The organism is Bradyrhizobium centrosematis, assembly GCF_045571495.1.
Classification (GTDB): domain Bacteria; phylum Pseudomonadota; class Alphaproteobacteria; order Rhizobiales; family Xanthobacteraceae; genus Bradyrhizobium; species Bradyrhizobium centrosematis.
The window spans coordinates 6,074,060-6,098,905 of sequence record NZ_CP120703.1; the positions used below are offsets into that span (position 1 = coordinate 6,074,060).

A 24,846-nucleotide genomic window follows, 5' to 3' on the forward strand; every position below is an offset into this window, starting at 1 on the left:
CGGATTGCGCCAGCGCATTCGGCCGGAGTGGCGCGAAATCAGCAGCGCCCCACGGTCAGCTTCTGATGAAGGTTCTGCGTCTCCCCGCCTGCCTGAGCGCAAGCAGCTAGTGTCGTAAGATCTGGCTCAGGAACAGCTTTGAGCGCGCATGCTGCGGGGCAGCAAAAAATTCCTGCGGAGCGTTGGATTCGATGATCTGACCAGCATCCATGAACACCACACGGTTGGCGACCTCGCGGGCAAATCCCATTTCGTGGGTCACGACCAGCATGGTCATGCCCTCTTTGGCTAGATCAACCATGGTGTCTAGCACTTCCTTGACCATCTCGGGATCGAGCGCTGAGGTCGGTTCGTCAAAAAGCATCACCTTGGGGTTCATGGTGAGCGCGCGCGCAATTGCTACGCGCTGCTGCTGGCCGCCGGACATTTGCCCTGGAAACTTGTTGGCCTGGTGGGGGATCTTGACCCGCTCCAGAAATCTCATTGCGGCTGCTTCGGCATCCTTCTTCGGAATGTTACGCACCCAGATCGGTGCCAGCGTACAATTTTCCAGCACGGTGAGATGCGGAAACAGGTTGAAGCTTTGGAAAACCATGCCCACTTCCCGCCTGACCGCGTCAATGTGCTTCAGGTTCGGCCCAAGCTTGATGCCATCAACGACAACTTCGCCCTCTTGGAATTCTTCCAGCGCGTTGATGCAGCGGATTAGCGTCGACTTCCCGGAGCCCGACGGACCGCAGATCACAATACGTTCCCCCTTTCCAACGTCGAGATTAACGTCTCGCAGTACGTGGAAGTCGCCGTACCATTTGTTTAGGTCGTTAATTCTAACGATGGGATCGGTGGCCATAGGCTGCCTCAGTTGCGCTGATGCGCGTTCAACCTGCGCTCGACGAACAGCGAGTAACGCGACATTCCAAAACAGAAAACGAAGTAGATCGTGCCCGTAAGGGCGAAACCCGTGAACAACGTCGAGGGGGTCGCCCATTGAGGATCGCTGAATGACGCCCTCAGCGAACCTAGCAAGTCGAAAAGAGCTACGATCGATACCAGTGACGTATCCTTGAACAACCCGATGAAGCTATTGACGATACCGGGAATGACGTGGCGCAACGCCTGCGGCATGACGATCAATGCAGTCGTCTTCCACCAAGTTAGGCCCAACGCACTCGCCGCCTCGGACTGGCCGCGTGGGATCGCCATTAGCCCGCCGCGAATTACTTCCGCTTGGTAGGCCCCCGCGAACAGCGAAATTCCTATGAGCGCACGTACTAGGCCGTCAATCGTGAAGCCGGTCGGCACGAAGAGCGGCAGCATGTAAGTCGCGAAAAACAGCACCGTAATGAGCGGCACGCCCCGCCAAAACTCGATAAAGATGATCGAAAAAGTTCGGATTAGCGGGATCGCCGACCGCCGACCGAGCGCCAGACCAATGCCGATCGGCATCGACGCGACGATACCGGTTACGGACACGACAAGCGTTATGAGGAGGCCACCCCACAGCCTAGTGTCAACAACTGGCAACCCGCCGCGATCGAGGCCCATGACAGCAATCAGGAGGCCGACAACAACGAAGGTCGCTAGGCTCCCGATCAGCGGTCGCCAGCTCGCACGTGCGCCGCCGCCCAGAATAAAAGTCAGCCCTGAGACAATCACGGTGGTCAGGAGAAAATCGACCCATACCGCCAGTCCTGACGATTGAATTTCGCCGCGTAACCAGTCGAGTGGAGCGAGCACCCATGAGATCGCCGTGCTGATTCCAACGATCAACTTGCCGACCATCCAAAGAAGAGGGCCGATCACCGTAACTGTCTCTCCGACAACAGCGAGCTTCCGCCCACCTTCTGCGATTGAGCTATTGAAGTCGGAGAGCAGCGCCGAGATCCAGCTCACGGCGAACCCCTCGAGCCCGCCACCATGCAGCAGGAAGAAGGCGAGGACCGGGAACGCCAAAAAAAATAGACTTGCATTGAGCCCCTTGGCCGGCAGTCGGGGGATCAGCAGCGGGACCAGAAGCATTGCGGCAAGGATGAAGGTCAGATTGACCCGCCATCGTTCAGGCGCCGGATAGAAGCCGTATATGAATTGCCCGAATTTGGCCTGAACGAAGGGCCAGCACGCACCTAGTTCGTGTCCGGCATTTTCGGTCAGACAGGCAGTACGGTCGGCGCCGCTCCAGACAGCATTGACCAGCAGGAACTTGACCGCGGGGACTAGCAGCACCCACAGCAGAAGCGCGCAGACGATCGTGACCAGAATGTTGGTCACCGAATTGAACAAACGTAGGCGCAAGAAGCCCGCAAAACCGGTGGCTTTTGCCGGTGCGGACCGTTCAAGGACCAGGTTTTGCCGTACGAAGGAAAGCGCTTCGCCGTCTCGCATCAGACCGTGCTCCTACTGATCCGCCAGCCGTACAGGTTCATGATCGCGCTGGTGACGAGCGAAATCAGAAGGTAGACCCCCATCGTAATTCCGATGATCTCGATCGCTTGCCCGGTCTGACTTAGCGTTGTTCCGGCGAACACAGAGAATAGATCGGGATAGCCAATCGCGACCGCTAGCGAAGAGTTCTTAGTCAGATTGAGATATTGGCTGGTAAGCGGTGGCAAGATTACCCTGAGTGCTTGCGGAATCACGATCAGCCGCAGCGCGGTGCCGCGTTGCAGCCCAAGCGAAGCGCCAGCTTCCATCTGTCCCTTGTGCACTGACAGTATGCCGGCGCGCACGATCTCGGCAATGAATGCTGCCGTGTAGGTCGCCAAGGCCAACGTCAATGCGACGAACTCCGGAATGAGGCGAGAGCCACCTGCAAAATTAAATCCCCTGAGTACGGGAGTTTCAAATGTTACCGGCGCGCCGAACACCAGCGCCGCGATCAGGGGCAAACCGATCAGATCTACTAGCGCGTAGGGCCAGACCTTGATCACGCGACCGTGTCGATAGAGCTGCCGCCGGGCGTAGCGCCATAGTCCAAACGAGATGACCACAGCCAGTAATACTGCTCCGACGAACGGTTCAATGCCAGGTTCGCCGATCGGCCTCGGAACGATAATGCCGCGATTGTTGAGGAAAGCGACGCTGAAGAGAGAGATGCTCTGTCGTGGATTTGGGAGCGCTGCGAGCACTGCCAGATACCAGAACAGGATCTGAAACAGCAGCGGCAGGTTGCGCACCAATTCGACGTAAGCCCCAGCGATTCTCGACAAGAGCCAGTTGGACGATAGCCGGCCAAGCGCAACAATGAAGCCAATCACCGTGGCGAAGAAGATGCCGATGACGGAAACCAAGAGAGTATTGAGGAGACCAACCAGAAATACACGGGCGTAGGTGTCTCTTCCCGAGTAGGAGATCAGGGTCTGATTGACGTCGAATCCGGCGTTAGTCTGCAGGAAATCGAATCCGGCGGTGATCCGCTGTGTCTGCAGGTTCGCCCGGACGTTAGCGATGATTTCATAAGCCAGCCAACCCAGAATGGCGGCGAACAGGAGTTGGAGAACGAAACCGCTCCACCCTGCTCGCCCGCCGAGCGCGCGCTGCAACCGCTTTATATGTTGCGGCGGAGGTTTCCGAGGACCAATGGTCATTGTTATGCCCTAGACGGTCGATCAGCCGATGAAACGCGTGTGCTGCCAAGCGTCGGCCGCCGAGCCTCGGGACGCCGGGACAGCCACAATCGCCGAGGAGCTCGCTGGCTCACCCCCGGACACACAAATAGCGTTGACTGACACGCGCTTCCTTCCCCACGGGCAACTATTTTTTACTTGGGCAACTTATTGCCCCGAAGGCGTGTATATGACCTCTCGGTGAATGAGACAAGGGCTCATTCAGGAACTGGCAGAGGGCTCGTGACTAATCTGTCGGGCCGGGTAGAAAACGGCTGCTCTAATCGCGACTTATGACGATGAGCACGGTTGCGTTTGCACCGATCCGTCGCACGTGATGCACAAGGTGACCGGGAAACTGGAGGTAGTCACCCGCCGACATAGCGACGCTTCTGTCAACGAACTTGACCTCGATCCGTCCTGAAAGAACGTAGAGCATCTCCTCGCCTGCGTGCTCAGCGTGCGTCGCTTCGCTAAAATGGCGTGGCGGCGTCATGAGAAAACTTTCGTTTCGTCTATCGCTCCCTGCTGGGGACAACGGAACGAAAGAATACCCATTTACCGGATCGTCTTCAGGCTTATGGTTTGCGGTACGAACAAGATGAATGTCTGCGTCGCTAACTTGCTCGCCGAAGAGGCGCGCGACTGGAATGTCCAGCGCACGAGACAACTTCATGACCGTCGCAATCGATGGAGCTTTGGCGTCCTTCTCGATCCGCGAGAGAAATCCCTTATTGAGGCCCGTGGCCTCCGCTAGTTCATCGAGGGTCATATTCTTCTGCCGACGGCTCGCCCGCAAGCGAGCGCCTATGCGTCCCGCGGCAGCCGTGTCGGCGTTTTCAAATCTCTGCGTCGCCAGCGAACTGGTCTTCTTGATCATTGCCATCGCGCTGTCTGTATCCACCGGCATTCTATCCGCTCGGCGGTAAACCTCTCCCACTGTGATGATCGGAAGCGTCGAAATTAACGGAGCAAACCTCAACTAATTGCGAACGAAGGACGCCTCCACACGCCCTCTTTTCCTCGGCCACCAGCTTCCCTGAAGAGGTCCGGCTCAAAGCGAGCCTAGGCGGACAACTCGTTGCCTTTTCAGCAACAATTGGCCGACAGGTGGCATTTGTCAAGGCGTCGCTTGTTATTGCCACGGCGGTACCGGTAGCGCGGTGCGGGGACTCGCCAAAATCCACCGAAATTGCCCGAGGTAACCGGTAGGAGAAAAGTTAAGCGGCCGAACAAGGCCCGCCTGCTCGCTCCTCGCCGATGATCTTTAGATCGACGCAATAGCCAAACGAGGGACGATGAGCTCCCGGCACCTCAGTCGCGCGTTCATCGACGAGATGATGGCGGTTCCTGCCCTCTTCGTCGTCCTTGGAATTATCTACCTGATGCGCGCCCTGCTTGTGCACCGGATTTACGATTCGCAGCTACTCGTATAGACCCCAGTTTCGGTCCGGATCGTTGCGCCGATTGTCGGCCTCGGGTGGAATCGTTTCGGAATGCCGTTTCTGGCCATCGGAGCCGATCCAGTCAAACCGTACGGCCCAACCCGTACTCTTCCCACTGTTGCTTCGATAGCCGATCACGTGCTTCTGCACGGTAGTGCCCGCCAGCACCATTGAGCCTGATCCGGTTCCGATATTCGCGATAAAAACACTGTCGATGAGGCGGTGGTTGGTAAGATCGCTTTCTGTAATCAACGAAGGGTCTTTGACCGCGCGCTCTCGTCGTTCTCGTTCCGCGATTTGCGTCCTGAGCTCGTCGGCGCGCGCCAGATATTCCTCCGCGGCCGGAGCATCCGCTAGCTTTTTACCCTTCTTCATCGGCAGACGCCCGTCCTTGTATGCGGCCAGGATTGCTGCCGCTGCATCGGGGCCGACTTCCAAGACGAGGTCGAGAAACGACTTGTCGCGCGAGCGAATGTCGCTGCGCTCGGCGGCGGACAGGAGGTCACCTTCGAGAACGAGCCGTCGCGTCTTGATGGGCATGATGCCCGGAAGGCCAGCGAGGAAATCCGTAAGGGAGCGCATTCGTCAAACGTCTCTTTTACGATGCCAGGGTCGAACATGTGCATTTCACGATCTGCTAATCTTAGGGGTCAAGGATGGGTGCCATTTCAGCGATATGTGCGTCGATCCGCGCGAGGACCTGCGCAGGCACAACGTCGCGCTCTGGAAGAACTGACCACTTGTCCCGCACGGCAGCCGCGATATCGGCCACGGCGGTCACCACCGCTCCTTCCGGAAGACGGCTGCGGTTCGCGAAATTGCGCCAGCGTTCTGGAGTCAGCGCCTTGAAAGATTTTTCTCCGGCGAGGCTTAGGGCCAGCCCGTCCTTCGGAATGTAGGGAATTGTTGAGAGCACGTCATAGACAGGCGACAGCGTGGGTGTCCGGCCATCCCCGGGGTAAAGCAGCGACCAATTCTTGAGATGCATATCCCCGTTTCCAGTGATCGCGGTGAGTGCGAGACGCCGAACAAACTCGATTGCCGAATCGAAGGAGACGCCGCTGGTGAGCGCTGCAGCGATATTGTGGTACGCTGCACCGGTATATTTCTCGGACGGATAGCGGCCGAAGACCTGCGCGAAGTCTTCCATATGCACGCGCGCGCCGTCAGCGCCGCGGTCGAAGCGGCGGACCAGCAGCACCTTGCCGGTGGACATGGTGTTGAACTCTTCCGGAATGCCTGCGAACTCCGTCTTATCGACGAGTTCGCGTGCCGGCACTTCCATCCCCAACGCTTCTGCCAAGGCAAGAATCGCGAATTCGTTTTCCGAGAGTCCGATGTGCGTGAGGGAGGGAAACTTTGCGATGTACTGCCCTTGCTTGTCGTCGACGGCGAGCGTGATACCACCCTCCTTTCCTGTATTTTTCATTACAGAAAGCTTCATCTGAACACCGGCGAGCGAAAAGCGTGCTTTCTTCTTGCCTTCGGCCTCCGGGCCGGCTGGAACGGGGCTGCCATCACTTGGCACCGCGCGCACCGCTCCTGGCAGGTTGGTTCCAAGCGCGGCCAGGAGATCGAAGTCGTTTCCCGGTCTGACTGACGCGGCGTGGTGCTTTTCCATCGCCTCGCGCAGTTTCTCTTCGGGTAGCAGGTTCGCAAAGAACGGAGGTAGCGCCCCGCGTATAGGTTTGGGATCCCGCCGGAGGCCGCCATCGGCTGAGCGAAGCGACAGGCTGAAGATCGGCGGGTTGTTCATGCTCCGGTAGTCGGGCAAGAGGTTGAACGCGTTGTAGTCACCCGGCGTCCGGACAAGGGTGCCGACGGGAAGATTGTTCAATGAGATATCGAGTGATTGGATGCGTTCAGCCGCGAGGACCGCCTGGTTCACGCCCGTTACTCCTCTTCGACATCTGACGTGAACGCGGGGCGATCATCATCGTCGGTCGCGGGCTGCAGCATCGACTGAATGGCAGGCACCAGAGCCTGCGGGATCAACATCATTTCCATGCCAAGGGCGCGGGCGACATTGACGAGTGTCGTTGCGCGGGCGGCCGCAGCTCCCGTTTCGATGTCGCGATAGCGGGGTCTGCTGATGCTCGCGCGAAGAGCGATTTGCTCCTGAGACAAGCCAGCAGCCATGCGGGCCTTTCGGAAGCGCAGACCGAGTTCTTGGAGAAGCGGGTCTGGGATGGATGTCATGATACGCTCTCGGATCATTTGATATAGAATGATATGTAGACAGATCATTGAACACAAACAAGAGGAATCGAACACAGATCTTTTGCATTGTTATTGATCCGTAAACGTATCCTTGGCGAATGCTCGCCTTCAACAGCCTGACGAAGAAACACGCCTTCGATCCATCCGGCAATCGAGTCGCGAAGCCAGGGTCGGGTCCTTGACGTCCGGCATATGTAAGATTATCTTACCGCACGTCGGATGAAGGAGGTGCCTCATGGATCCCGCCGCATTAAAAGAGAAGCTGATCGCCATCCTCGGCCAGATTCAGGCCGATAGCGGCCTCGAATGCCCGCCTCTCAGCGGCGGCACCAAGCCCGTCGAGAACCTGCCGAAGTTCGATAGCAAGGTCTGGCCTGTCGCGACCACAATTCTCGCCACCGAGATCGGCGCGACGATCCCAAACGACGTGAACATCTTCGTCGACGAGACGACCAAGCTTCCGCGCTCCATCGACGAGACCGCTGCCTTCGTCTGCGATCTACTCAAGAAGCAGAGCGAGAAGGTAGCCGCGGCAGCATGACCGAACTCGATTCCGCCAAACGGTCGCAGATCGCCGAGCGTCTGAAAGAAGCGCGCAAGCTGGCCGGCCTGTCACAAGGCCACGTCGCGAAGATGCTCGGCCTGCATCGTCCCTCCGTCAGCGAGATGGAATCCGGCAACCGCCGCGTATCGGCTGACGAGCTCGCCCGGCTTGCCGAAATCTATGACGTCAGCGTCGCCTGGTTGCTCGGCGAAGCGCCCGAGACGCTCGATGCCCAGGACCCTCGGCTCGAGCTTGCCGCACGGGAACTCTCCAAACTCAAGCCCGACGATCTGGAACGCCTGCTCAAGCTATTAGCCGCCATGCGCAGCGATTCCACCGCGAACGGGGGCGATCGCTGATGAATGTGATGCGCACCACTAAGCTCAGCTTCAATCGCCGCGCCCTGGCGACCCAGGCCATGCAGGCCGCCGCGGCCACGCGCGCTAAGGCCAAGCTCGACCAAGCCGGGCCGATTTGCATCTACGGGCTATGCGAGACGCTGAGTGTCGCGGTGCGCTTCAACAACATCAACATGGAGGGAATGTATCAGCGCGGCGCCTTTCCGCGCATCCATCTCTCTGCGCGACGGCCGCTGCCGCGGCGCGCCTACAATTGCGCGCATGAGCTCGGCCATCATGTGTTCGGTCACGGCTCATCGATCGACGAATTGCGCGAGGACGCCAAGGCGAATCCCTGGGAGGACCCAAAGGAGTTTCTGGCCGATACCTTCGCGGGTTTCATCCTTATGCCGATCATTGGCCTGCGCCGTGCCTTCGCGGTTCGCGGGTGGGCTCCGGAAACGGCGACACCGGCGCAGATCTTCACGATCGCCTGCGAGTTCGGCGTCGGATACGCGACGCTGCTCACTCACCTGTCGGCCGGGGTGAACATGTTGTCGCGCGGCCGCGCCGCCGCTCTGCAACGTGTCACGCCCAAGGCTCTGCGCATGGAGATCCTCGGCGCGTTGACGCCGGAGCCGTTAATCGTTGTCGATTGTCATCGCAACGCGCCCACGTTGGACGCGGAGGTCAGGACGCTGCTTCTTCTGCCGGCGGGTGCGGAGGTTTCGGGCGGCGGGCTTGCGTTCGAGCGCGATCTCGCGGTCGGACGTCTGTTCCGGGCGGTAAAGCCAGGAATCTTCCAGGCCAGCGCTGGTGCCTGGGCGGTCTTCGTGCGCGTCGCCCCGGTCCAGAAAAACGAGCCGTCGTACGGCTACATCGGTCTCGCTCAATATCGCCACTTGGAGGAAGATCCGGATGAGTAAAGCCAAGATTTTGGTGCCGCCGCCGCCGGTGGTGATTGACGACACCAACTTGTCGCGTGGTTGGGCGCGGCTGTTATTGCAAGTTCTCGACGGCGCTGGCACGGAGGTCGCCCCGTTAATGATGAGCCTGAGCGGCTTCGAGCCGAACGGCGTCGCCGCCGAAGATGCAGCACTGCGCCAAGCCCTCGACCGGCTGCTCAAGCGCAAGGGCCGGCTCGTGGTCGACGACGTCGCGTTCACGATCTTCCCTCAGCGCCTCTGGGAGATGTCGCGCGGCGACCGGGCCCGCCTTTTTGCCCTCTATCGCGCGACATTCCCGCGATGGCAGGCGATGAACCGTAAAGCTAATGGCCGCGGCCTATATTTCGAGCGCATGGTGATGTATGGGCGCGGCCCGTGTGACGGCAATCAACTGGAGTGGATTTTGTCTCAGTTCAATTCGAGGACGGGCGTGCGCCGTTCGATGCTTCAAGCGACCACCTTCGATCCAGGCCGCGACCATGTCGCCAGCGCGCAATTGGGCTTTCCCTGCTTGCAGCAGGTGAGTTTTGAGCCGACCGCCGCCGGCCTCGTCACCAACGCATTCTATGCCACCCAGCAGATATTCGACAAAGCCTATGGCAACTATCTTGGCCTGGCCCAGCTCGGGGCTTTCATGGCTCATGAGATGGACATGCCGCTGGCGCGCCTGAATGTCATGGTCGGAATCGCCAAGCTCGAGCGGATCACCAAGAGCGATACCGACTTCGCGCCGTTGGTCGCGGCTGCCCACGCCCTCACCGAGCCGTCTGTCGCGCTGGCGGCGCGGCCGTCTGTCGCTGCTGCGACGGCAGGAGTGGCGCATTGAGTCCGAAGTCTTCGAACGCCCCGCACAAGCGTCCGCGGGGCCGCCCCCCGAAATCCCGCCCAGTCGCGGCCACCGCATCACTGCCGATGGATCTGCCGGTCGTCACTCGGCCGCCCGAGCCTTCGGGGGCGCCAATACCGATCGTGCTGCGTCATCTGGCCCCCGCCAAGGTATCGGAGGTCTATGAGAGTTATTGGCGCTTCGCCGCCGAACGGCAGGCGGTGTTTTTCCGCCGCACACGAGGCGAGACCTACCCGTGGACCGACAATCCAGTGCTGGCGATCTACAAGTTTACGAACGCCTACCGTGCATCCGACCGCGTCAGCCAATATCTGATCCGGCATGTCATCTATCGCGAGGACCTGCCCAAGTCCCCGCGCGAAGTCTTTTTCCGCATCCTGTTGTTCAAGCTGTTCAACAAGATCGAGACCTGGGAGCTTTTGGAGCGAGCGCACGGACCCATCACCTTCGAGGATTATCAGTTCGCCGCCTATGACGCGGTTCTAATGCGAGCGATGCGGACTGGTCGGCGTATCTACTCGGCCGCCTACATCATGCCGCCCGGCAGTCGCACCTTCGGTCGACCCGCCAAGCATCAGAACCATCTGTTGCTGCTTGAGCGCATGATGGCGGACCGGCTAGCCGAGCAGTTGGCGCAGACGCGGACCATGCAGGAGGGGTTCGAGAAGCTGCGCGCCTATCCAACGATCGGCGACTTCCTTGCCTATCAGTTCATCACCGACATCAACTACAGCGAGCTCACCGATTTCAGCGAGATGGATTTTGTCGTGCCAGGACCGGGCGCGCGTGACGGCCTGCGCAAATGTTTCGTCGATCCAGGTGGCCTGAACGAGCCAGAGCTCATCCGACTGATGGCCGACTTACAGGAGCAGGAGTTCGAGCGGCTTGGTCTTGACTTTCAATCGCTCTGGGGGCGCCGGCTGCAATTGATCGACTGCCAGAACTTGTTTTGCGAGGTCGACAAGTATGCCCGTGTGGCGCATCCGCAAGTCGCGGGGAAAACGGGCCGCGTACGCATCAAGCAAAAGTTCGAGCCAACCCCAGAGCCGATCGATCTCTTCTATCCCCCCAAGTGGAAGCTCAATGAGAAGATTCGTGTTGCGGCGTCGCAACGCGCTGCTGCGGGATGACGCCGAAGGAGAGGTGCATGGATTTTGACAGCTATCAGAAGGAGGCGCTGCGTACTGATCGCGTACCTGCGCGCGACGGCACCGACGACGATGCCGCCTCGCTGATCGTCCCTATGCTCGGTCTCGCGGGTGAGACCGGCCAACTGCTGAGTGAATACAAGAAGCATCTGCGTGATGGTGAGGCGCATCGCCTTTTCAAGGAGCGTGTGTCCGAGGAACTGGGCGATCTGCTCTGGTACCTTGCCAACGTCGCAAGCAAGTTCGATCTCTCGCTGTCAGACATCGCCGCCGCGAATTTGGCCAAGGTCAAGCAGCGCTGGGCTACCGAACGTAATGGACCGTTGAGCTTTGATGCAGGGCTCCCGGAAGACGAGCGACTGCCACGTCGATTTGAAGTTGAGCTTGTCGATATTGAAGGTGAGGATCGCCAACGGGTACGCGTCGTCATTGATGGCAGACCGTTCGGGGCGGAACTCACCGACAATGCCTATGATCCTGATGGCTATCGATTTCACGACGTCTTCCATTTCGCCTATGCCGCGGTTTTGGGCTGGTCGCCCATCACCCGTGCCTTGCTTCGACGAAAGCGCAAAAGTCGACCGCTGCTCGACGAAGTAGAGGATGGCGGACGCGCCGCTGTCATTGAAGAGGGCGTGGCGGCGCTGGCGTTCGAGTATGCGCGTCGTCACCGTTTCCTCGAGAGCGTGGCGGCGCTCGATTTTCAGCTGCTGCGCACGATCAAGGACATGACGTCTTACCTGGAGGTGCGGCAATGCACCACCGGCGAGTGGGAACAGGCCATCCTGCAAGGTTTCAACGTGTGGCGGGCTGTGCTCTCCGCGCGTGGCGGGCGCATCTCTGTCGATCTCGATGCCCGGTGCATTACCTTTCAAGGGCCATCCCGGGATCAGGAGCCGTCAGCTTGAGCGTCGGGGCCGAGCGCAAGAGCACTCGCCATGGCCATTCCGCCGGCGTGGCTGATGCTGAGCAACCACGCGGTCACCCCCAACGTCGCGGCAGCCTTCGCCGCGCCGCCGGTGAGCCGCACGGTTGGCGCCGCGCCAGCCGCGCGGTGAATCACGACATCGGTGAATGCGACTCCTGCGCCAAATCCCGTGCCGAGCGCCTTGAGCACAGCCTCCTTGGCGGCGAACCGTCCGGCCAAACGTTCGATCCGATCGGCCGCATCACCGATCTCATCGAGTTCGGCCGGAACGAAACAGCGTGGTATCAGAGGATCACGGGGGTCCTCGATCCAGCGCCGCAACTCAGCGACCTCAACCATATCTATTCCATGTCCGATGACATTCATGCCGGTCACCAAGCTCCACATCGCACGGTTCCGTTCGCGGGATCCTCTCCATCGCTCCTAGCCCTTTACTGTAGATGAGCATGCCAAATTCCGCGACTTTTCTCCATCTGACCGATGTCCATTTCGCGCTGTCCGGGGTACCTTTCGAGCGTGACGACCACAAGGTCGATATCCCTGCAATCGAGCAAGAGACGCGCGAATCTGCGCTGGAGCTGATGTGCAGTCGTCTGGCGGAGCGCCTGAAGCGAAGCGGACCGAAGTTGGATGGCGTGTTGTTTTCGGGCGATGCGCAAGATCGGGGACGGCCCGGCGGGCATCAGTTTCTCTTCGATCTGCTTCTTCGCCACTTTGGACCGCTGGGCGTGACCCCCACAAACATCGTCGCGATACCAGGCAATCACGACGTTCCTCGCGATAGTCCACCGAGCTCGAAGGCCCGCTACGAGGCCTTCAGCGAAGTCTGGCGAAACGCGGGATGCGTGACGCCGTGGCTTGATGGCGTGGACGCAGCGGGCAACGATGGCGGGCCTCATCGGCTTGTCGGCGGGGATGGGCTCTGGGCGATCTTTCCGATCAATACGAGCAACTGGTCGCACGTCACACGGATCTTGCCGGAGCCTCTTGCAAGCGTATGGGCCGATCTGCCGGCTCTCGCCGCTTCCGGCGACGCCGCCAGAGCGGACAAGCTCCGCGCCCAGCTCGATGACCTGGCGCGTTACGACATGGCGCGTGTCTCGGGCAAGCAATTGGAAATCCTGCGGGAGCTTATCGAGACTACACCTCAGCCGTCGGCGGGGCGTCAACTTCGGATCGCGCTACTTCATCACCATTTGCGCGCTCCAAGCTTGCGTGAGGAGTTGAAGCCGTTTGCGGACGTATCCAATTTGGAGCAGGTCCGAGCCTTTTTGCGAGATCGCGGGATCGCCATTGTGCTCCACGGTCACAAGCATGAGCATTCGGCCCAGTTCGAGCACATTTATAATCAGGAAGGCGATCAGGATCACCGCACTCTCGTGATCTCCGGCGCAACCTTTGAGCCTGGGCGCGAGTCGGACGCGGCGCGCTTGATCACGATCACCGGCATGCCTAACAGCCCAGCGGTGACGATTGAACCGATTGCCATTCCACGCGCTGGTGTGGACTCTCGCGATCCACCGCCGATCGCCCGTCGGATATGGTCGACAGATGTCGTTCCGGGAGCACCTGTACTGATCCAAGGCAGCGACCTGGATGAGGTCTATGACCGCGTTTGCGAAGCGGCGGCAAACGATGCCGCCAACGGGACGCTGATCGTACATCTCGACTTGCCGGCAGGGCTAAACGATGAACTGCCGCTTCCCTCAAACTACCCCTTGCCGGAACCGATGGAGGGACCTGAGCGCCGACGTTGGCTGAAGGAGCTCGTCTCGTGGTGGCAGCTCGAGCGATCCGGGCTGGAGCATCGGATGCCGTTTGTGCATGGCACTCGCCTCCGCCGTTACGGCGGAAAAATCAACCAGGTGGATCGGGTCATTAAGCTGCTCAAGACGAAGGCGAGCACACGCGCGCTTGCGGTGTTGATTGATCCATTTCGAGATTTCACACCCGATGGCGTGGACGAAGAGTTTGCATCCTTCTGTTTGGTGGAATTCAAGCGTCGAGAGCTTGGGGGTGCACAGCGTGCGGTCGATGTGATCGCATTCTACCGTGCGCAGGAATTTGCCCGATGGTGGCCGATTAACATTGCCGAGATGCGTCATCTTCAGTGGGAGATCTGCGCCGCACTTGGATTTTTGCCCGGCCGGATCACTACGATTGCCGCGGACGCGCGCACGCATTCTCGCTCACCGACGCAGGTTGCGATGCCGATTATCGATCGATGGCTGGACCAAGCGCCCGAACGGCTTCATTTGCTCGCGAATGCATTGGTCCACGGCAGCGTCCGAGAGGGCGCCCAGCGGGATGCAGTGAGGGGATGGGAGCGCGCCCTTACGGATCTGGAAGCGACCGCGACGGAGTATAATCCTGACGGTCTCCCGATCGCCATCGAGGGCCTCAAGCTGTTGGCTTCATACCTCGAGGTTGTCGATGAAGAGGGAGACACGACCCTTCAGAAATTCGTTCGCGTTCTACGACGTCTAGCTCGTGACAATGAGAGTTTTGAAGATGGCGCACGCAGCAAGGCGGAGTTTGACCGCTGGGCGGAGAGTGCATTGGAGGCGGTATCAGAATTGCGCGCGCTCACCAAGACGCGGTTAGGAACCGCATAGTTCGGCACAAATTCAATGCCTATGTTGTTAAGAGGGGAGATGAGCATGAGGGGCGACCCGACAAATGTGGCGGGCCCGGCTGAGTCGAAGGGCGGACGGGCATTGTCATGCATATCGTCCGGCTGAAGATCTCCGGTTTCCGTGGAGTTCGTTCGGCGGATATCGTGCTAGGTCGTCACGCCGTTCTGGTTGGTCCTAACAATAGCGGTAAAACCACCATCATTGAGGCGTTGGCCCTGCTTTTTGGCCGCGACCGTCTCGTTCGTCGGCTTACCGAGCATGATTTTCACGGTAGCTCGCCAAGCGAGACCGCGCGCATCCTGTGCATCGCCACGGTGACGGGCTTCGCGCCCAACGATCCGCATCATCATGCGTCGTGGTTCAGCCCCGAGCGCGGCGTAGAGAAATGGCTCGACCCGAACGCCAAGACTCTTCGTGCCGCCCTAGACGTGCAACACACCGAACTAGCCGTGCAGATCGGCTTTGCCGCGCGGTTCGATCTGGATGAGCTGGAGGCCGAAACGCTCCGCTTCTTCGTGGATGATGAGGCCACGCTAGGCGACCCGCTCGCGGAAGACACGCACTTGCGGACGATCCACACAAAGGTGCTCCAAGAACTGGGGTTTTTTCTCGTCCCGGCCTCGCGCACATGGGATCGCTGGATTTCTTTCTCGTCCGAATTGTTTCGCCGCGTGGTGGCCACGCGCGGGGACATTCCGGCGAAGGCGGTGCGCGCCGAGCGAGCGCGCCTCTGGACGCCGCCGGAGGGTACGCGCCTCAAGATCAGCCGGGGCTTTCCGAGATTGTCGGCGCGGCCAATGACGAACTGCGCGCACTTATGGCGAGCACGCCCAAACTTCAACTGCGCCTGACCTCGACCGACAGCGATTCTGTTCTGGAAAGCGTCGTACCGCATTTCGTGCAAGGAACGGGGCCGACCCTTCCCTCGCAGAGGCAGGGCACTGGCCTCGTCTCCCTGCAAAGCCTTCTGTTGCTCATGCAATTCGGCAAGGCACGCGCAGAAACGGGGCAGTCCTTCGTGCTGGCCGTCGAGGAGCCAGAACTTCACATACAGCCTTCGAGGCAGAAGCGTCTGGTCAACCGCCTCAACGCATTGTGCAACCAAACTATCGTAACCACGCATTCGCCCATCGTCGCCGCGATGTTTCCTGCGCCCGACACGCTGTTCATTGAAACGCGCGAAGGCGTCCTGAATGCCAAGCCGCTCATGGACCCGGTGCCCGCGCAACCCACCAACCACGAGCAGCACCTGCTCTTTGCTTGGCGGCAAAGGCTGGTGGGGCGCGCTCATGCACGAATGCGCCCTGATCCCCGAAGGAGTTTCGGACGTCGCGTGGCTTGAGGCGCCGCAAACGGCCCTTGAGCTGCATCAGAGTTGGGACGCCGCTGGCGCGGCGCACCGCTTCTCTCCACCTTCGTTGGCGTCGTGCCGACTATCGACGCAAAGATTGCTGACACATTCGCGTTGGTCAGCGGCGGAGATGATAAGAGGGTGAAGCTGTGGGCGACATCGCAATTGCGCGAAGGGCGGTTTGGACTGATCATCACAAAAATGTTTTTCGTGCGCTCGACTTCGCGACATCTCGATCTGCTACGCCGCCTATCTCGGACCAACGCGCGAATGCGATGCAAGACATTGATTCTATGAGATGTTTTGCCTTGTCCTGGGACAGCAATTCGTCATCCTTACCAAGATGCGGAGCGATCCGCCCGATGGCAAGGACGCGGCGGTGGCGCGACAGAGAGGAATGACAGCCGAAAAGCTTCGCGTGGTCGTCGATGCGGCGTCTGAAGCCACGGTTGCGTTCGTCGCATCCAAGCCTGATCCTCGCCTTGGTGCGGCTGCTCGCCCGGCAAGCTGCGCGTGATTTCATCAAGGCCGGAACGGACAGCCGGAAGCGTGACCGTCTCCCGGACTAAGGAGGCGTCATGAAGATCGCACTTTACGCCCGCTACTCGTCCGACAATCAGCGCGACGCATCGATCGAAGATCAGTTGCGGCTCTGCCGCCTCCACGCCGAGAAGCAAGGTTGGACGGTGGTCGACAGCTACACGGACCGGGCGATCTCCGGTGCATCGCTACTTCGCCCAGGCATCAGGAACTGATCAGCGACGCCACGCGCGGGAAGTTTGCGGTGGTGCTTGCCGAGGCAATGGACCGCCTCAGCCGCGATCAGGATGACATTGCCGGGCTCTTTAAGCGCATGGCCTTCGCCCGGGTACGGATCGTCACACTCTCGGAGGGAGACGTCACACATCTGCATGTCGGGCTGAAGGGCACGATGAACGCCTTGTTCCTGAAGGATCTCGCTGACAAGACGCGGCGAGGTCTGCGCGGCCGCCTCGCGGACGGCAAGTCGGGCGGCGGGCTGTGCTTCGGTTATGACGTCGTCAAGCAATTCGCCGCTAATGGCGAGCCGATCCGTGGTGACCGCACCGTCAACGAGGCCGAAGCGGCTGTCGTCCGCCGTATCTTTGCGGACTACCTTGCCAGCAAGTCCTCGCGCACAATCGCATTCGAGCTGAACCGCGAAGGTGTGCCTGGACCGCAAGGCGCTGAATGGGCACCATCGACCATTCACGGCAACCCAAAGCGCGGCGTTGGTATCCTCAACAACGAGCTCTATGTGGGTCGCCTCGTGTGGAATCGGCTCCGCTATCTCAAAGACCCTGATACCGGAAAGCGCGTTTCTCGGCTGAATCTTGAATCCGAATGGGTAATCCAAGAAGTCCCCGAGCTGCGCATTGTCGATCAGGAAATGTGGGATGCGGTCAAGGCGCGTCAGCAGACGCTCGCCTACGAGCCTTCAGCGCCTGGCGAGAACAGGCTTAATGAGCGCCATCGGCCCAAATACCTCCTCGCCGGCCTCGTGAAGTGCGGATGCTGCGGCGGCGGGTACACGATGATTTCGAAGGACCTCCTCGGCTGCGCAACGGCTCGCAACAAGGGAACGTGCAATAATCGTTTGAACATCCGGCGCGATGCGCTGGAGACCTCTGTGTTGAGCGGCCTTCGCACGCACATGATGGAACCAGAGCTGTTCAAAGAGTTCTGCGATGAGTTTACCCGCGAGGTGAACCGGCCGCGGATTAACCGAGGAGCGGACGTTGCGGCGATGGGGAACGAGCTTCCGCGCATTGAACGTGAACTTGGAAAGCTGGTGGCCGCCATCAAGGCTGGAGGTCCGATCGAGGCCATTGTCGAGGACATGAAGCGGCTCGGGGCCAGAAAGGTGGAAGTACGGGAGAAGCTCGCGAAGGCGGAAGAGCCGCCGCCTCTCCTACATTCCAACCGGCGGAGATCTATCGGCAGCCCGTGGCCGTGCTGTACGAAAGTCTACAAAGCGACGACGACAAAGGGGAGGCAGCGGAGGTTTTCCGTACCCTCGTCGATCAGGTGACGCTGATGCCGGAAGCGGAGGAACTCGCGATCGTGCTGCGCGGCGACCTAGCCGCGATCCTCCGGTTTGCGGCGGGCAAAAAGAACCCCGACGTCCTTTCGGAAGCCGGGGCTCTGAACGGCTTGCTATCGCAAGCGTCGGTGGTTGCGGGGAGGCGCAACATCCGATTATCGTGATTGATTCATCAGGAAGCCCCCTAAGCTTTCTGCAAGCCGATTTCACTCAAAATGGTAGTTTCAACAAATCCTGAAATTTCGCTATATACTTATTTGACCGCCCGCCCTCACCGCTGGCAGATTGTGCCGGGGAGCCAAGCCAATGGACTGGAAAAAGGAACTGGACGCGCTTGTTCGCGAAACGGCCGAACTTGTCGCACGTACGCCCTCGCTGAATGTTCATCCGCAGGCCACCATTCAGACGGCGGCCGCGGCGCCGATGGCACCCGCAGCTGCGACGAACGCCGCAACCGTAGAGCCCTTTCGGCCTGTTCGGGATCGAACCGCCTCCGAGCGCGAGCGCATAATGGCACGCGTGCAAGGATTTCGAGCACATCAGGAGCGCATGCGGCGGGAGCGTGAGGATTTTTATGATCGCACGATGCGGCGGGCTCGGGACTTGGCGGATGGGCGCACCGAAAACTGCACAAACGAGGACACTCAATAGCGTGTCATTATCGAAGCGATCGTGGAAACCGTAGCGGTCACTTGTGAACGGGCCCCAGCCCGTTCGTTTGCGATCGCCATTCTGCTTTTCGTCCTTGTTGCCGATCATTTCGCCGGAAAGGGAACATTCGGCGTCCGCCAGATTCGCGACGGTGCTAAAGACCTCTGGTCGGCGATGGCGCTAACTTTTGCAGCCGCTGGCCGGGCAGCTGCATTATCGGATTTGTCTAGAGATTGTCGCAGTAGCCGCCGCTCTGCTCGCACCTGGGCCCTCGGCTGATTAAGCAGAAAGACGGCGCAAGATGGCCCATCGGCGCCGAATATCGCACCGGTTGCGATGTTAAAAGCCGCTCCGTCAGCAGTTAGCGGTCCGAGCGAGCCGACGCGACATCACGAAAGATCGGGGCCTCTGGCGCGATGGCGGCTGACGCTGGCGGATGAGTTCTTGCCCATAGCCGCGGTAGAGTCCGAACATCTCCCCCATTTCCTATCGACGGGTCTCTTGGGATTTTAAAGACATGAATTCCTACAAATAATCAGCGACAGTGAAGAGCTTACGACAGCCGCGATGCGTGTATTCGACAATTCTCGGATTGCTCTGATCGATATCTCTTCACTCTCACTTCCCCTCGCGCAATACCCAGCCATGCTGGATCACCGGGTCGAGAGGCCCCAGAAATCTTCGGCGCCGGCGGGGTTCGATATTGGTCACCCTTGTCGTCATTTGGCTCTCCGCCCACGTGTCATTCTTGCCAAATTCGGCGTTCGTCGGCGACAGAACAAGTTCAATATACTTCTTGCTCCGGATCCGCTTGTCGCCCCTGTCGAACGTAACTGTCAGATATACGTTGCGGGCGCCGATATCGCGCAAAATAACGATGCCGGTCTCGTTGGTCGGCACTTCTCGCACATCACTGTTCTTCTCAGGATCGAAGACGTCGACGCGCGCGTCCGATATCATTTGCGGAGGGTCGCCGTACACCACCGTCACGTAAACGACATCCGCCCGGGTCACCCAATTCCATGCGTAGCTCGCGCGCGCAGACACCCATTTCTTCACGGCCTCGGGAAGGCAGCCGTAGCGATAGCGCGCGCGGCAACAAAGATGATGCTTTTGCGGCTAATCCGTGATTTGCCACTTGTCTGGGATTTTGTACGACGCTCACTCATGTGATCCGCGCCCCGAAGCCTTCGCCGTAGCAAGTTTCTCTTTCAAAACGGCTCGGTTACTTCCTGGATGGACGGTTGCCCGTTAGCGAACTTAACCTCGAGGATCAGATTGAAGACGGCGCGACCACACGGATCGGGATAGCTGGAATCAGGAAGTCCGAGAGAATGCATCAGCGATGGGATATTACCGTGATGCCAGCACGCCACGGTGAGCACAGCCTCGTAGCGGCTTTTGGTTAGCAGATGTTGAGCAAGTGCCCCGTAGTCCTGATCGGCGAAGGACTCGTCAAGGGGAAGGTTTGTCGCTGCGGAGAATGGACTGAGCGTCTCTATCGGGCGATTGCTATGTTTCGATCTGGCTGCTGCAAAGAGATAAGACGGCGCCCCAAACGCCTGGGAATGTAGGTGGCGAGACGTTGAGCGCGCTGCTGGCCAGGCGGAGACAAATGAGGATCTTCCGGATCACCGGATTTCTCGGCGTGACGCATGACGAGTATTCGGCCGGACTGCATGAATGGCTCCCGCGAATATCAATATCGAGCGCAAATGCGCACCCATGTGCCAAGCACTTGCAGGCGCGCCGATGAACGTATATCGCCCGACATCAACCTGTTCAGGCTCTTGTGACCTTACTATTATAGATTGATTGTCGGAAAGTTGGGTTGTGTCCCCTGCCGGACAAATTTCAGCTGCGTTGAATCGACTCGACTTTAGCGTGAGACCGTGCATGATTGCACCCTACATAAGCCTCCGTTTCCGAGGGCTTATTGGACGACTGTATTTTCTAAGCCTTACGAGGCGGTCTCGCACCGCAGCGACCTTCTGATTTGGATAGGCCTTGGCCATGGGCCGGCATCTCATTGCGTTTTGCCTTGTCTTGATCGTCGCTGGCGGCGGCGTACTCGCTTACAACGCCATCACCGAAGGCAAATTCCTTCTTGCTCCAGTCATCCTCATCGTCATGTCGATGATGCTATCGGCATTGCCGTTGCTGATTCGCTATGTGCAAACGACACCGCCGCAGCGGCAACTCGAGAAGCTCCAGACCCTGAATAACCGGGACGTATCGAACAGACCCCACTTCAAGATCGCGTACGCTACCCTCCAGTCGATAAAGCCAGCAATCTTCGACCAGTATGCACTGCCGACGGCGACGTTTGCGTTTGTCATTATCTTCTGCTGGTTGATGACCAATGCGGTGTATTTCAAGCCCGAGTACTTCTACTCACCGAACGTCGTCCTTGGGGGGCTTACCGTACTGAGCGCAACTGATTCTGCGGAAATTATGAACTATCAACGCGGGACTTTCGTGGCCGGATGCTTCGGATTCATTGGCGCCTATATCTACACAAACTGGCGCCTCCTCGATCGCATCAACAACAACGACATCTATCCGATTTCGTTCTACTATTACGCGGCGCGCTTGCTGGCCGCCTGCATCATCGCCGGAAGGATGAGACACATCATTCCGGAATATGGCACGAATGTTTCGGTTATTCTTCTGTCGTTTGCGGTCGGCTTTATACCGGACATCTTAATCACTTCGCTGGTTCGGCGCGCCTCACAAGTCATCAAGACTACGAGCGACCAACCCGACCCAGCGCTTGAGGCACTCCCCCGCAACTCTTCTCTATTGATGATCCAGGGGATGGATCGAGACAAGATCGATCGCCTCACCCAGTTCTATGAGACGAACGCCGAAGTTCTCGCGTGCCAGAACCCTCTCATCCTTTGGCTACGTCTGCCCTACGAACTGCTGCTCATCATCAATTGGATCTCGCATGCGCAATTGTATCGCCTAATGCCGGAGGAGCATTTCGTCAAGCTGCGTCAGGCCGGTATCTGCGGCAGTCTCGACTTCTTCCGTATTGGCTCCGCGGCTAACGCGTTGCCGGTGCTTGCGAGCATCATCCAGCTCCCCACCGAACTGATCGAAGCCATCCTCGGATCGATGCAGAGTGATCCACTCTTCGTGCGGCTGCTTGAGGTGCAAGATGCACTACGCCAACCCGCAAAATGAGACCGGCGGAAGACCGCCGACGGGAAGAATTTATTGCAGGAGGAGCATTATGAGGCGACAGGCTTTGGGTTTCGCGGCACTGCTCTGTGGGGCCGTTCTGAATTGCACTGCGGCAACTCCAAGCATGGCGTGGGGCGACGATGGCCACAAGGTGGTTGCGCTTGTGGCGCAGTCGTTCCTGGAGCCAGACGTCCGCAAGCGCGTCAATGCTCTGCTCGCGGCTGACACCGACACACTGACGGCGCACGATATTGCCTCGGCAGCAACCTGGGCTGATAAATTCCGTGACTCGAACTCCGAGAACTCGCGCGACCGGACGCGTCAATGGCATTTTGTCGATATCGAAATCAGCGATGGCGATCTTGATACCGCCTGTTTCAATCATCCGGCCCTCCCGAGCGGCACACCCGCATCGGTCGGGACGGCGACAGATTGCGTCGTAGATAAAATCCCGCAATTCGCAACCGAACTCGCCGATCCGGCGACGGATGCCGAAGAGAGAGTCGCGGCCCTCAAATTCCTGCTGCATTTCGTCGGCGACGTGCACCAACCATTGCACAGCTCCGATGATCATGATCGCGGGGGCAACGCTAAGCGCGTATCGGCCTCCGGACTTTCGGCTGGCAATCTGCATCATTTCTGGGACACGGAATTCGTCCATCAGTTGGGGGACGATCCTAAGACGATCGCCTCAGATTTGATTGGACACATCACCAAAGAGCAGCAGACGGAGTGGCAAAGCGGCGGTCCCGCCGACTGGGCCAGGGAAGCATTCGGGGTTTCAAAAAGCGATACGTACGGATTGTTACCCCCCGCCGGATCGCACGGCAGCTTCCGGTTGACGGATGAATATGTGGCAGCGGCGACTAACGATGTTGCCATTCAGCTAAGCCGCGCCGGCGTCAGGCTTGCGATGGTCCTTAATCAGGCTTTGCGTAAGCCTTAGCCGCACGTTGGGTGCGCAAGCAACAAACAGTAGCACGGCTTTGAGAGCTTGAACGCTCGGGGCAAACAGGAGGTTTTGATGGGTCAGATCACGCGCGCCGTCGCTTACTGCAACAACGAGGTCGCCTTCATCGCTTGGGAACTCGACGGCATGATCTCGGGCTGTCTCGGCTTCGACATTGTCCGCGTCTACCTCCAAACCGGCGAACGCCGAGGCCTCTCCACATGGGTTCCCTTTGAGGGCCAGCACAATCATGGCTGGAAGGAGCAGGATACAGGTGTTTGGCCGGTCCAGAAGACCAACTGGCGTGACCTGACGCTCCGGCGCCGACGCGATCGAGCAGAGCGTCGACCGGACAATGTTAATGTGAGGTACGAGATCCGTCCAGTGGGCCGTATGGCCGCGGGGCTCGAGCCCGTACCGGTGCGACAGAGCAAGACCTATGACGGACCTGTCATACCACTCGGGTATCTTGGCCCGGCGGTTGAGACCAACCCAATCCTGGTTACCTCCGACTTTGGCGACGTCAAAGCTGCTTTTAATAACGGCATTATCGCAGGTCAGTGGCTTCGTCATGCCATCGAGGAGCAAAACAAGGCCTTCAACAAGGATGTTCTTATCGCCGAGGTCGAAGATGTTCATAGCGAGATCCGACAATATCTTGCTGGCGATCTGATTACCTTCCTCAAGAGCATGATCGACCGGGCGCTCGCGGATGGAGGCCAGGTCCTGCTGGCGCTGTACGAGCTCGAAGATTCCGAGTTGATCGATATGCTCATTCGCAACAAGTCGCTCCTGAAGGTTATCCTTTCTAACTCGAGCGCCGGTCGCGAGAGCGGCGCATGGGATGAACGCAATGCCCCTGCCCGCGCGAAATTGCGGTCAAACGGGGTTGATATTCAGAACCGCCTCTTCAACAACCGCCACATCGGTCACAACAAATTTGCGGTCTATCTCGACCGGCAGGGAACGCCGCGCGCGGTGATGACAGGCAGCACCAACTGGACGTCGTTGGGGCTTTGCGGCCAGACCAATAACTCTATCATCATCGAGAATGACGATATTGCGGCGGGTTATCACGCTTATTGGGACGCCCTGCATAAGGACGTGATTGAGGATCCCGACCCAGAGTCGGCACCGGGCCACAAGAATGTTCAGGGGCCTGACCTGCGCGAGGCGGACGCCACACCCGTGCCGGCGGCGCTGCAGGCATCGCGCGCAAAACTGTGGTTTTCACCCAACACGAAGGGGACAACCCGCAATATCAAGAAAGCTCCGCCCGATCTCGACGAGCTCTTCGCCCTGATGAGCGGCGCGAAGCAGGCGATCTTCTTTCTTGCCTTTCTTCCCTCGCGCGGAGGCCTTTACAGCATCATCGAGACGGCGCGGCAAGCAGGCGAGACGAAGCCGGAACTGCTTGTGGTAGGTGCGATCAGCGATCCGACGGCCATGCCTGGCTATCAGGCCAAGAGCCCCGAAGATGGCGAAGAAGATGATGAGACGCCGGAAGAAGCCGCCGCGCGTAAGCCCTACGTCTATGATGAACGGCACACGCACATTGTGCGCGCCAGCAATCTCGGCGCCGGGACTGCGATGGGCGATTTCGAGGCCGAGATTCTCAAACTGGGTACTGCGATCGTACACGACAAGATCGTCGTCATCGATCCCCTCTCTGATGACTGCGTCATCGTGACAGGCAGCCATAATCTCGGATATAAAGCGTCGTATGAAAACGACGAGAACCTGCTGATCCTCCGCGGCGATAAACGGCTCGCACAGGCCTATGCGGTACACATTCTCGATGTTTATGATCACTATCGATATCGCGCCTGGCAGGCCAAGAACAAGTTGGAAGGAAAGCCGATCTTTTCAGGGCAACTTGATCTCAACGACCATTGGCTCAAGAATTACGTCGAGGGCACCAAGGGCGATATCACCGGTTACTTTCTTAGCTAGCGAGGGATGAATGCGGCACACCGAGCTTTTCTCGAT

The 24,846-nt window shown here is 59.1% G+C and carries 24 protein-coding genes and 1 pseudogene; 16 read left to right on the plus strand and 9 right to left on the minus strand.

Annotated features, from left to right (window positions below; all coding sequences use genetic code 11):
* Positions 1-106 precede the first annotated feature (106 nt).
* The 7 genes from P6U31_RS28945 to P6U31_RS28975 form a co-directional block, all read right to left on the minus strand.
* Positions 107-850, minus strand: a complete 744-nt coding sequence (locus P6U31_RS28945; RefSeq protein ID WP_407185148.1) for an amino acid ABC transporter ATP-binding protein — start codon at positions 848-850, stop codon at positions 107-109.
* 8 nt (positions 851-858) lie between these two features.
* Entirely contained in the window at positions 859-2,382 is a 1,524-nt protein-coding gene (locus P6U31_RS28950; RefSeq protein WP_407185149.1) for an amino acid ABC transporter permease, read from the minus strand.
* A complete protein-coding gene (locus P6U31_RS28955) occupies positions 2,382-3,584 on the minus strand; it encodes an amino acid ABC transporter permease (RefSeq protein ID WP_407185150.1) in 1,203 nt (400 codons plus the stop codon). The genes P6U31_RS28950 and P6U31_RS28955 overlap by 1 nt, the downstream gene beginning before the upstream one ends.
* A 298-nt stretch (positions 3,585-3,882) precedes the next feature.
* Complete coding sequence (locus tag P6U31_RS28960; RefSeq protein ID WP_407185151.1) at positions 3,883-4,512, minus strand: helix-turn-helix domain-containing protein; 630 nt, start codon at positions 4,510-4,512, stop codon at positions 3,883-3,885.
* Between the two features lie 514 nt (positions 4,513-5,026).
* A complete protein-coding gene (locus P6U31_RS28965) occupies positions 5,027-5,629 on the minus strand; it encodes a hypothetical protein (protein ID WP_407185152.1) in 603 nt (200 codons plus the stop codon).
* 61 nt (positions 5,630-5,690) lie between these two features.
* Positions 5,691-6,935 (minus strand): type II toxin-antitoxin system HipA family toxin, encoded by a 1,245-nt coding sequence (locus P6U31_RS28970; protein ID WP_407185153.1) that lies wholly within the window; start codon positions 6,933-6,935, stop codon positions 5,691-5,693.
* A gap of 5 nt (positions 6,936-6,940) precedes the next feature.
* On the minus strand, positions 6,941-7,246 hold the full coding sequence (locus P6U31_RS28975; RefSeq protein ID WP_407185154.1) for a helix-turn-helix domain-containing protein: 306 nt from the start codon (positions 7,244-7,246) through the stop codon (positions 6,941-6,943).
* A gap of 256 nt (positions 7,247-7,502) precedes the next feature.
* Here P6U31_RS28975 and P6U31_RS28980 point away from each other — a divergent pair, with 256 nt between their 5' ends.
* The 6 genes from P6U31_RS28980 to P6U31_RS29005 all read left to right on the plus strand — a co-directional run bounded on the left by P6U31_RS28980 (position 7,503) and on the right by P6U31_RS29005 (position 11,999).
* Positions 7,503-7,808, plus strand: a complete 306-nt coding sequence (locus P6U31_RS28980; protein WP_254099759.1) for a hypothetical protein — start codon at positions 7,503-7,505, stop codon at positions 7,806-7,808.
* The gene (locus tag P6U31_RS28985) at positions 7,805-8,170 is read left to right on the plus strand and encodes a helix-turn-helix domain-containing protein (RefSeq protein ID WP_254099761.1); all 366 of its coding nucleotides are present in this window, start codon (positions 7,805-7,807) and stop codon (positions 8,168-8,170) included. Before P6U31_RS28980 ends, P6U31_RS28985 begins: the two co-directional genes overlap by 4 nt.
* Positions 8,171-8,229: 59 nt before the next feature.
* The gene (locus tag P6U31_RS28990) at positions 8,230-9,075 is read left to right on the plus strand and encodes an ImmA/IrrE family metallo-endopeptidase (RefSeq protein ID WP_407185155.1); all 846 of its coding nucleotides are present in this window, start codon (positions 8,230-8,232) and stop codon (positions 9,073-9,075) included.
* Positions 9,068-9,922: a thymidylate synthase gene (locus tag P6U31_RS28995; RefSeq protein WP_407185156.1), complete on the plus strand. Its 855-nt coding sequence runs from the start codon at positions 9,068-9,070 to the stop codon at positions 9,920-9,922. The genes P6U31_RS28990 and P6U31_RS28995 overlap by 8 nt, the downstream gene beginning before the upstream one ends.
* A gap of 86 nt (positions 9,923-10,008) precedes the next feature.
* Positions 10,009-11,073: a nucleotide kinase domain-containing protein gene (locus tag P6U31_RS29000; protein WP_407185157.1), complete on the plus strand. Its 1,065-nt coding sequence runs from the start codon at positions 10,009-10,011 to the stop codon at positions 11,071-11,073.
* 17 nt (positions 11,074-11,090) lie between these two features.
* Positions 11,091-11,999 carry a nucleoside triphosphate pyrophosphohydrolase family protein gene (locus tag P6U31_RS29005; RefSeq protein WP_407185158.1) on the plus strand — a complete coding sequence of 303 codons (909 nt, stop codon included), beginning with the start codon at positions 11,091-11,093 and terminating at the stop codon, positions 11,997-11,999.
* Here P6U31_RS29005 and acpS read toward each other — a convergent pair.
* Positions 11,981-12,385, minus strand: a complete 405-nt coding sequence (gene acpS / locus P6U31_RS29010; protein WP_407185159.1) for a holo-ACP synthase — start codon at positions 12,383-12,385, stop codon at positions 11,981-11,983. The two genes, P6U31_RS29005 and acpS, sit on opposite strands and share 19 nt — an antisense overlap.
* Before the next feature lie 80 nt (positions 12,386-12,465).
* Here acpS and P6U31_RS29015 point away from each other — a divergent pair, with 80 nt between their 5' ends.
* The 7 genes and pseudogenes from P6U31_RS29015 (at position 12,466) to P6U31_RS29045 (ending at position 18,719) form a co-directional block, all read left to right on the plus strand.
* Positions 12,466-14,634 carry a metallophosphoesterase gene (locus P6U31_RS29015; protein WP_407185160.1) on the plus strand — a complete coding sequence of 723 codons (2,169 nt, stop codon included), beginning with the start codon at positions 12,466-12,468 and terminating at the stop codon, positions 14,632-14,634.
* Positions 14,635-14,741: 107 nt separating this feature from the next.
* Positions 14,742-15,506, plus strand: a complete 765-nt coding sequence (locus tag P6U31_RS29020) for an ATP-dependent nuclease (protein WP_407185161.1) — start codon at positions 14,742-14,744, stop codon at positions 15,504-15,506.
* Complete coding sequence (locus P6U31_RS29025; RefSeq protein WP_407185162.1) at positions 15,473-15,997, plus strand: AAA family ATPase; 525 nt, start codon at positions 15,473-15,475, stop codon at positions 15,995-15,997. Before P6U31_RS29020 ends, P6U31_RS29025 begins: the two co-directional genes overlap by 34 nt.
* A 587-nt stretch (positions 15,998-16,584) precedes the next feature.
* Positions 16,585-17,381 (plus strand): annotated as a pseudogene (locus P6U31_RS29030) (recombinase family protein); the annotation flags it as partial.
* A 177-nt stretch (positions 17,382-17,558) separates the two neighbouring features.
* Positions 17,559-18,056 (plus strand): hypothetical protein, encoded by a 498-nt coding sequence (locus P6U31_RS29035; RefSeq protein WP_407189968.1) that lies wholly within the window; start codon positions 17,559-17,561, stop codon positions 18,054-18,056.
* Positions 18,057-18,061: 5 nt separating this feature from the next.
* Complete coding sequence (locus P6U31_RS29040) at positions 18,062-18,232, plus strand: hypothetical protein (protein WP_407185163.1); 171 nt, start codon at positions 18,062-18,064, stop codon at positions 18,230-18,232.
* Positions 18,233-18,374: 142 nt separating this feature from the next.
* Entirely contained in the window at positions 18,375-18,719 is a 345-nt protein-coding gene (locus P6U31_RS29045; RefSeq protein WP_407185164.1) for a hypothetical protein, read from the plus strand.
* A 618-nt stretch (positions 18,720-19,337) separates the two neighbouring features.
* On the opposite strand, the gene P6U31_RS29050 is transcribed toward P6U31_RS29045, so the two are convergent.
* Entirely contained in the window at positions 19,338-19,778 is a 441-nt protein-coding gene (locus P6U31_RS29050; RefSeq protein WP_407185165.1) for a hypothetical protein, read from the minus strand.
* A 954-nt stretch (positions 19,779-20,732) separates the two neighbouring features.
* Between P6U31_RS29050 and P6U31_RS29055 the strand changes: the two genes are divergently transcribed.
* The 3 genes from P6U31_RS29055 to P6U31_RS29065 all read left to right on the plus strand — a co-directional run bounded on the left by P6U31_RS29055 (position 20,733) and on the right by P6U31_RS29065 (position 24,810).
* Positions 20,733-21,908: a hypothetical protein gene (locus P6U31_RS29055; RefSeq protein ID WP_407185166.1), complete on the plus strand. Its 1,176-nt coding sequence runs from the start codon at positions 20,733-20,735 to the stop codon at positions 21,906-21,908.
* A gap of 124 nt (positions 21,909-22,032) precedes the next feature.
* Complete coding sequence (locus P6U31_RS29060; RefSeq protein ID WP_407185167.1) at positions 22,033-22,854, plus strand: S1/P1 nuclease; 822 nt, start codon at positions 22,033-22,035, stop codon at positions 22,852-22,854.
* A 78-nt stretch (positions 22,855-22,932) separates the two neighbouring features.
* Complete coding sequence (locus P6U31_RS29065; RefSeq protein ID WP_407185168.1) at positions 22,933-24,810, plus strand: phospholipase D-like domain-containing protein; 1,878 nt, start codon at positions 22,933-22,935, stop codon at positions 24,808-24,810.
* Positions 24,811-24,846 lie beyond the last annotated feature (36 nt).

What these genes read in the sequence shown, in the direction of transcription:
- P6U31_RS28945 (WP_407185148.1), bottom strand. Translation starts at nt 850, where the DNA reads ATGGCCACCGATCCCATCGTTAGAATTAACGACCTAAACAAATGGTAC.
- P6U31_RS28950 (WP_407185149.1), bottom strand. Translation starts at nt 2,382, where the DNA reads ATGCGAGACGGCGAAGCGCTTTCCTTCGTACGGCAAAACCTGGTCCTT.
- P6U31_RS28955 (WP_407185150.1), bottom strand. Translation starts at nt 3,584, where the DNA reads ATGACCATTGGTCCTCGGAAACCTCCGCCGCAACATATAAAGCGGTTG.
- P6U31_RS28960 (WP_407185151.1), bottom strand. Translation starts at nt 4,512, where the DNA reads ATGCCGGTGGATACAGACAGCGCGATGGCAATGATCAAGAAGACCAGT.
- P6U31_RS28965 (WP_407185152.1), bottom strand. Translation starts at nt 5,629, where the DNA reads ATGCGCTCCCTTACGGATTTCCTCGCTGGCCTTCCGGGCATCATGCCC.
- P6U31_RS28975 (WP_407185154.1), bottom strand. Translation starts at nt 7,246, where the DNA reads ATGACATCCATCCCAGACCCGCTTCTCCAAGAACTCGGTCTGCGCTTC.
- P6U31_RS28980 (WP_254099759.1), top strand. Translation starts at nt 7,503, where the DNA reads ATGGATCCCGCCGCATTAAAAGAGAAGCTGATCGCCATCCTCGGCCAG.
- P6U31_RS28985 (WP_254099761.1), top strand. Translation starts at nt 7,805, where the DNA reads ATGACCGAACTCGATTCCGCCAAACGGTCGCAGATCGCCGAGCGTCTG.
- P6U31_RS28990 (WP_407185155.1), top strand. Translation starts at nt 8,230, where the DNA reads ATGCAGGCCGCCGCGGCCACGCGCGCTAAGGCCAAGCTCGACCAAGCC.
- P6U31_RS28995 (WP_407185156.1), top strand. Translation starts at nt 9,068, where the DNA reads ATGAGTAAAGCCAAGATTTTGGTGCCGCCGCCGCCGGTGGTGATTGAC.
- P6U31_RS29000 (WP_407185157.1), top strand. Translation starts at nt 10,009, where the DNA reads ATGGATCTGCCGGTCGTCACTCGGCCGCCCGAGCCTTCGGGGGCGCCA.
- P6U31_RS29005 (WP_407185158.1), top strand. Translation starts at nt 11,091, where the DNA reads ATGGATTTTGACAGCTATCAGAAGGAGGCGCTGCGTACTGATCGCGTA.
- acpS (WP_407185159.1), bottom strand. Translation starts at nt 12,385, where the DNA reads ATGAATGTCATCGGACATGGAATAGATATGGTTGAGGTCGCTGAGTTG.
- P6U31_RS29015 (WP_407185160.1), top strand. Translation starts at nt 12,466, where the DNA reads ATGCCAAATTCCGCGACTTTTCTCCATCTGACCGATGTCCATTTCGCG.
- P6U31_RS29020 (WP_407185161.1), top strand. Translation starts at nt 14,742, where the DNA reads ATGCATATCGTCCGGCTGAAGATCTCCGGTTTCCGTGGAGTTCGTTCG.
- P6U31_RS29025 (WP_407185162.1), top strand. Translation starts at nt 15,473, where the DNA reads ATGGCGAGCACGCCCAAACTTCAACTGCGCCTGACCTCGACCGACAGC.
- P6U31_RS29035 (WP_407189968.1), top strand. Translation starts at nt 17,559, where the DNA reads ATGATTTCGAAGGACCTCCTCGGCTGCGCAACGGCTCGCAACAAGGGA.
- P6U31_RS29040 (WP_407185163.1), top strand. Translation starts at nt 18,062, where the DNA reads ATGCCGGAAGCGGAGGAACTCGCGATCGTGCTGCGCGGCGACCTAGCC.
- P6U31_RS29045 (WP_407185164.1), top strand. Translation starts at nt 18,375, where the DNA reads ATGGACTGGAAAAAGGAACTGGACGCGCTTGTTCGCGAAACGGCCGAA.
- P6U31_RS29055 (WP_407185166.1), top strand. Translation starts at nt 20,733, where the DNA reads ATGGGCCGGCATCTCATTGCGTTTTGCCTTGTCTTGATCGTCGCTGGC.
- P6U31_RS29060 (WP_407185167.1), top strand. Translation starts at nt 22,033, where the DNA reads ATGGCGTGGGGCGACGATGGCCACAAGGTGGTTGCGCTTGTGGCGCAG.
- P6U31_RS29065 (WP_407185168.1), top strand. Translation starts at nt 22,933, where the DNA reads ATGGGTCAGATCACGCGCGCCGTCGCTTACTGCAACAACGAGGTCGCC.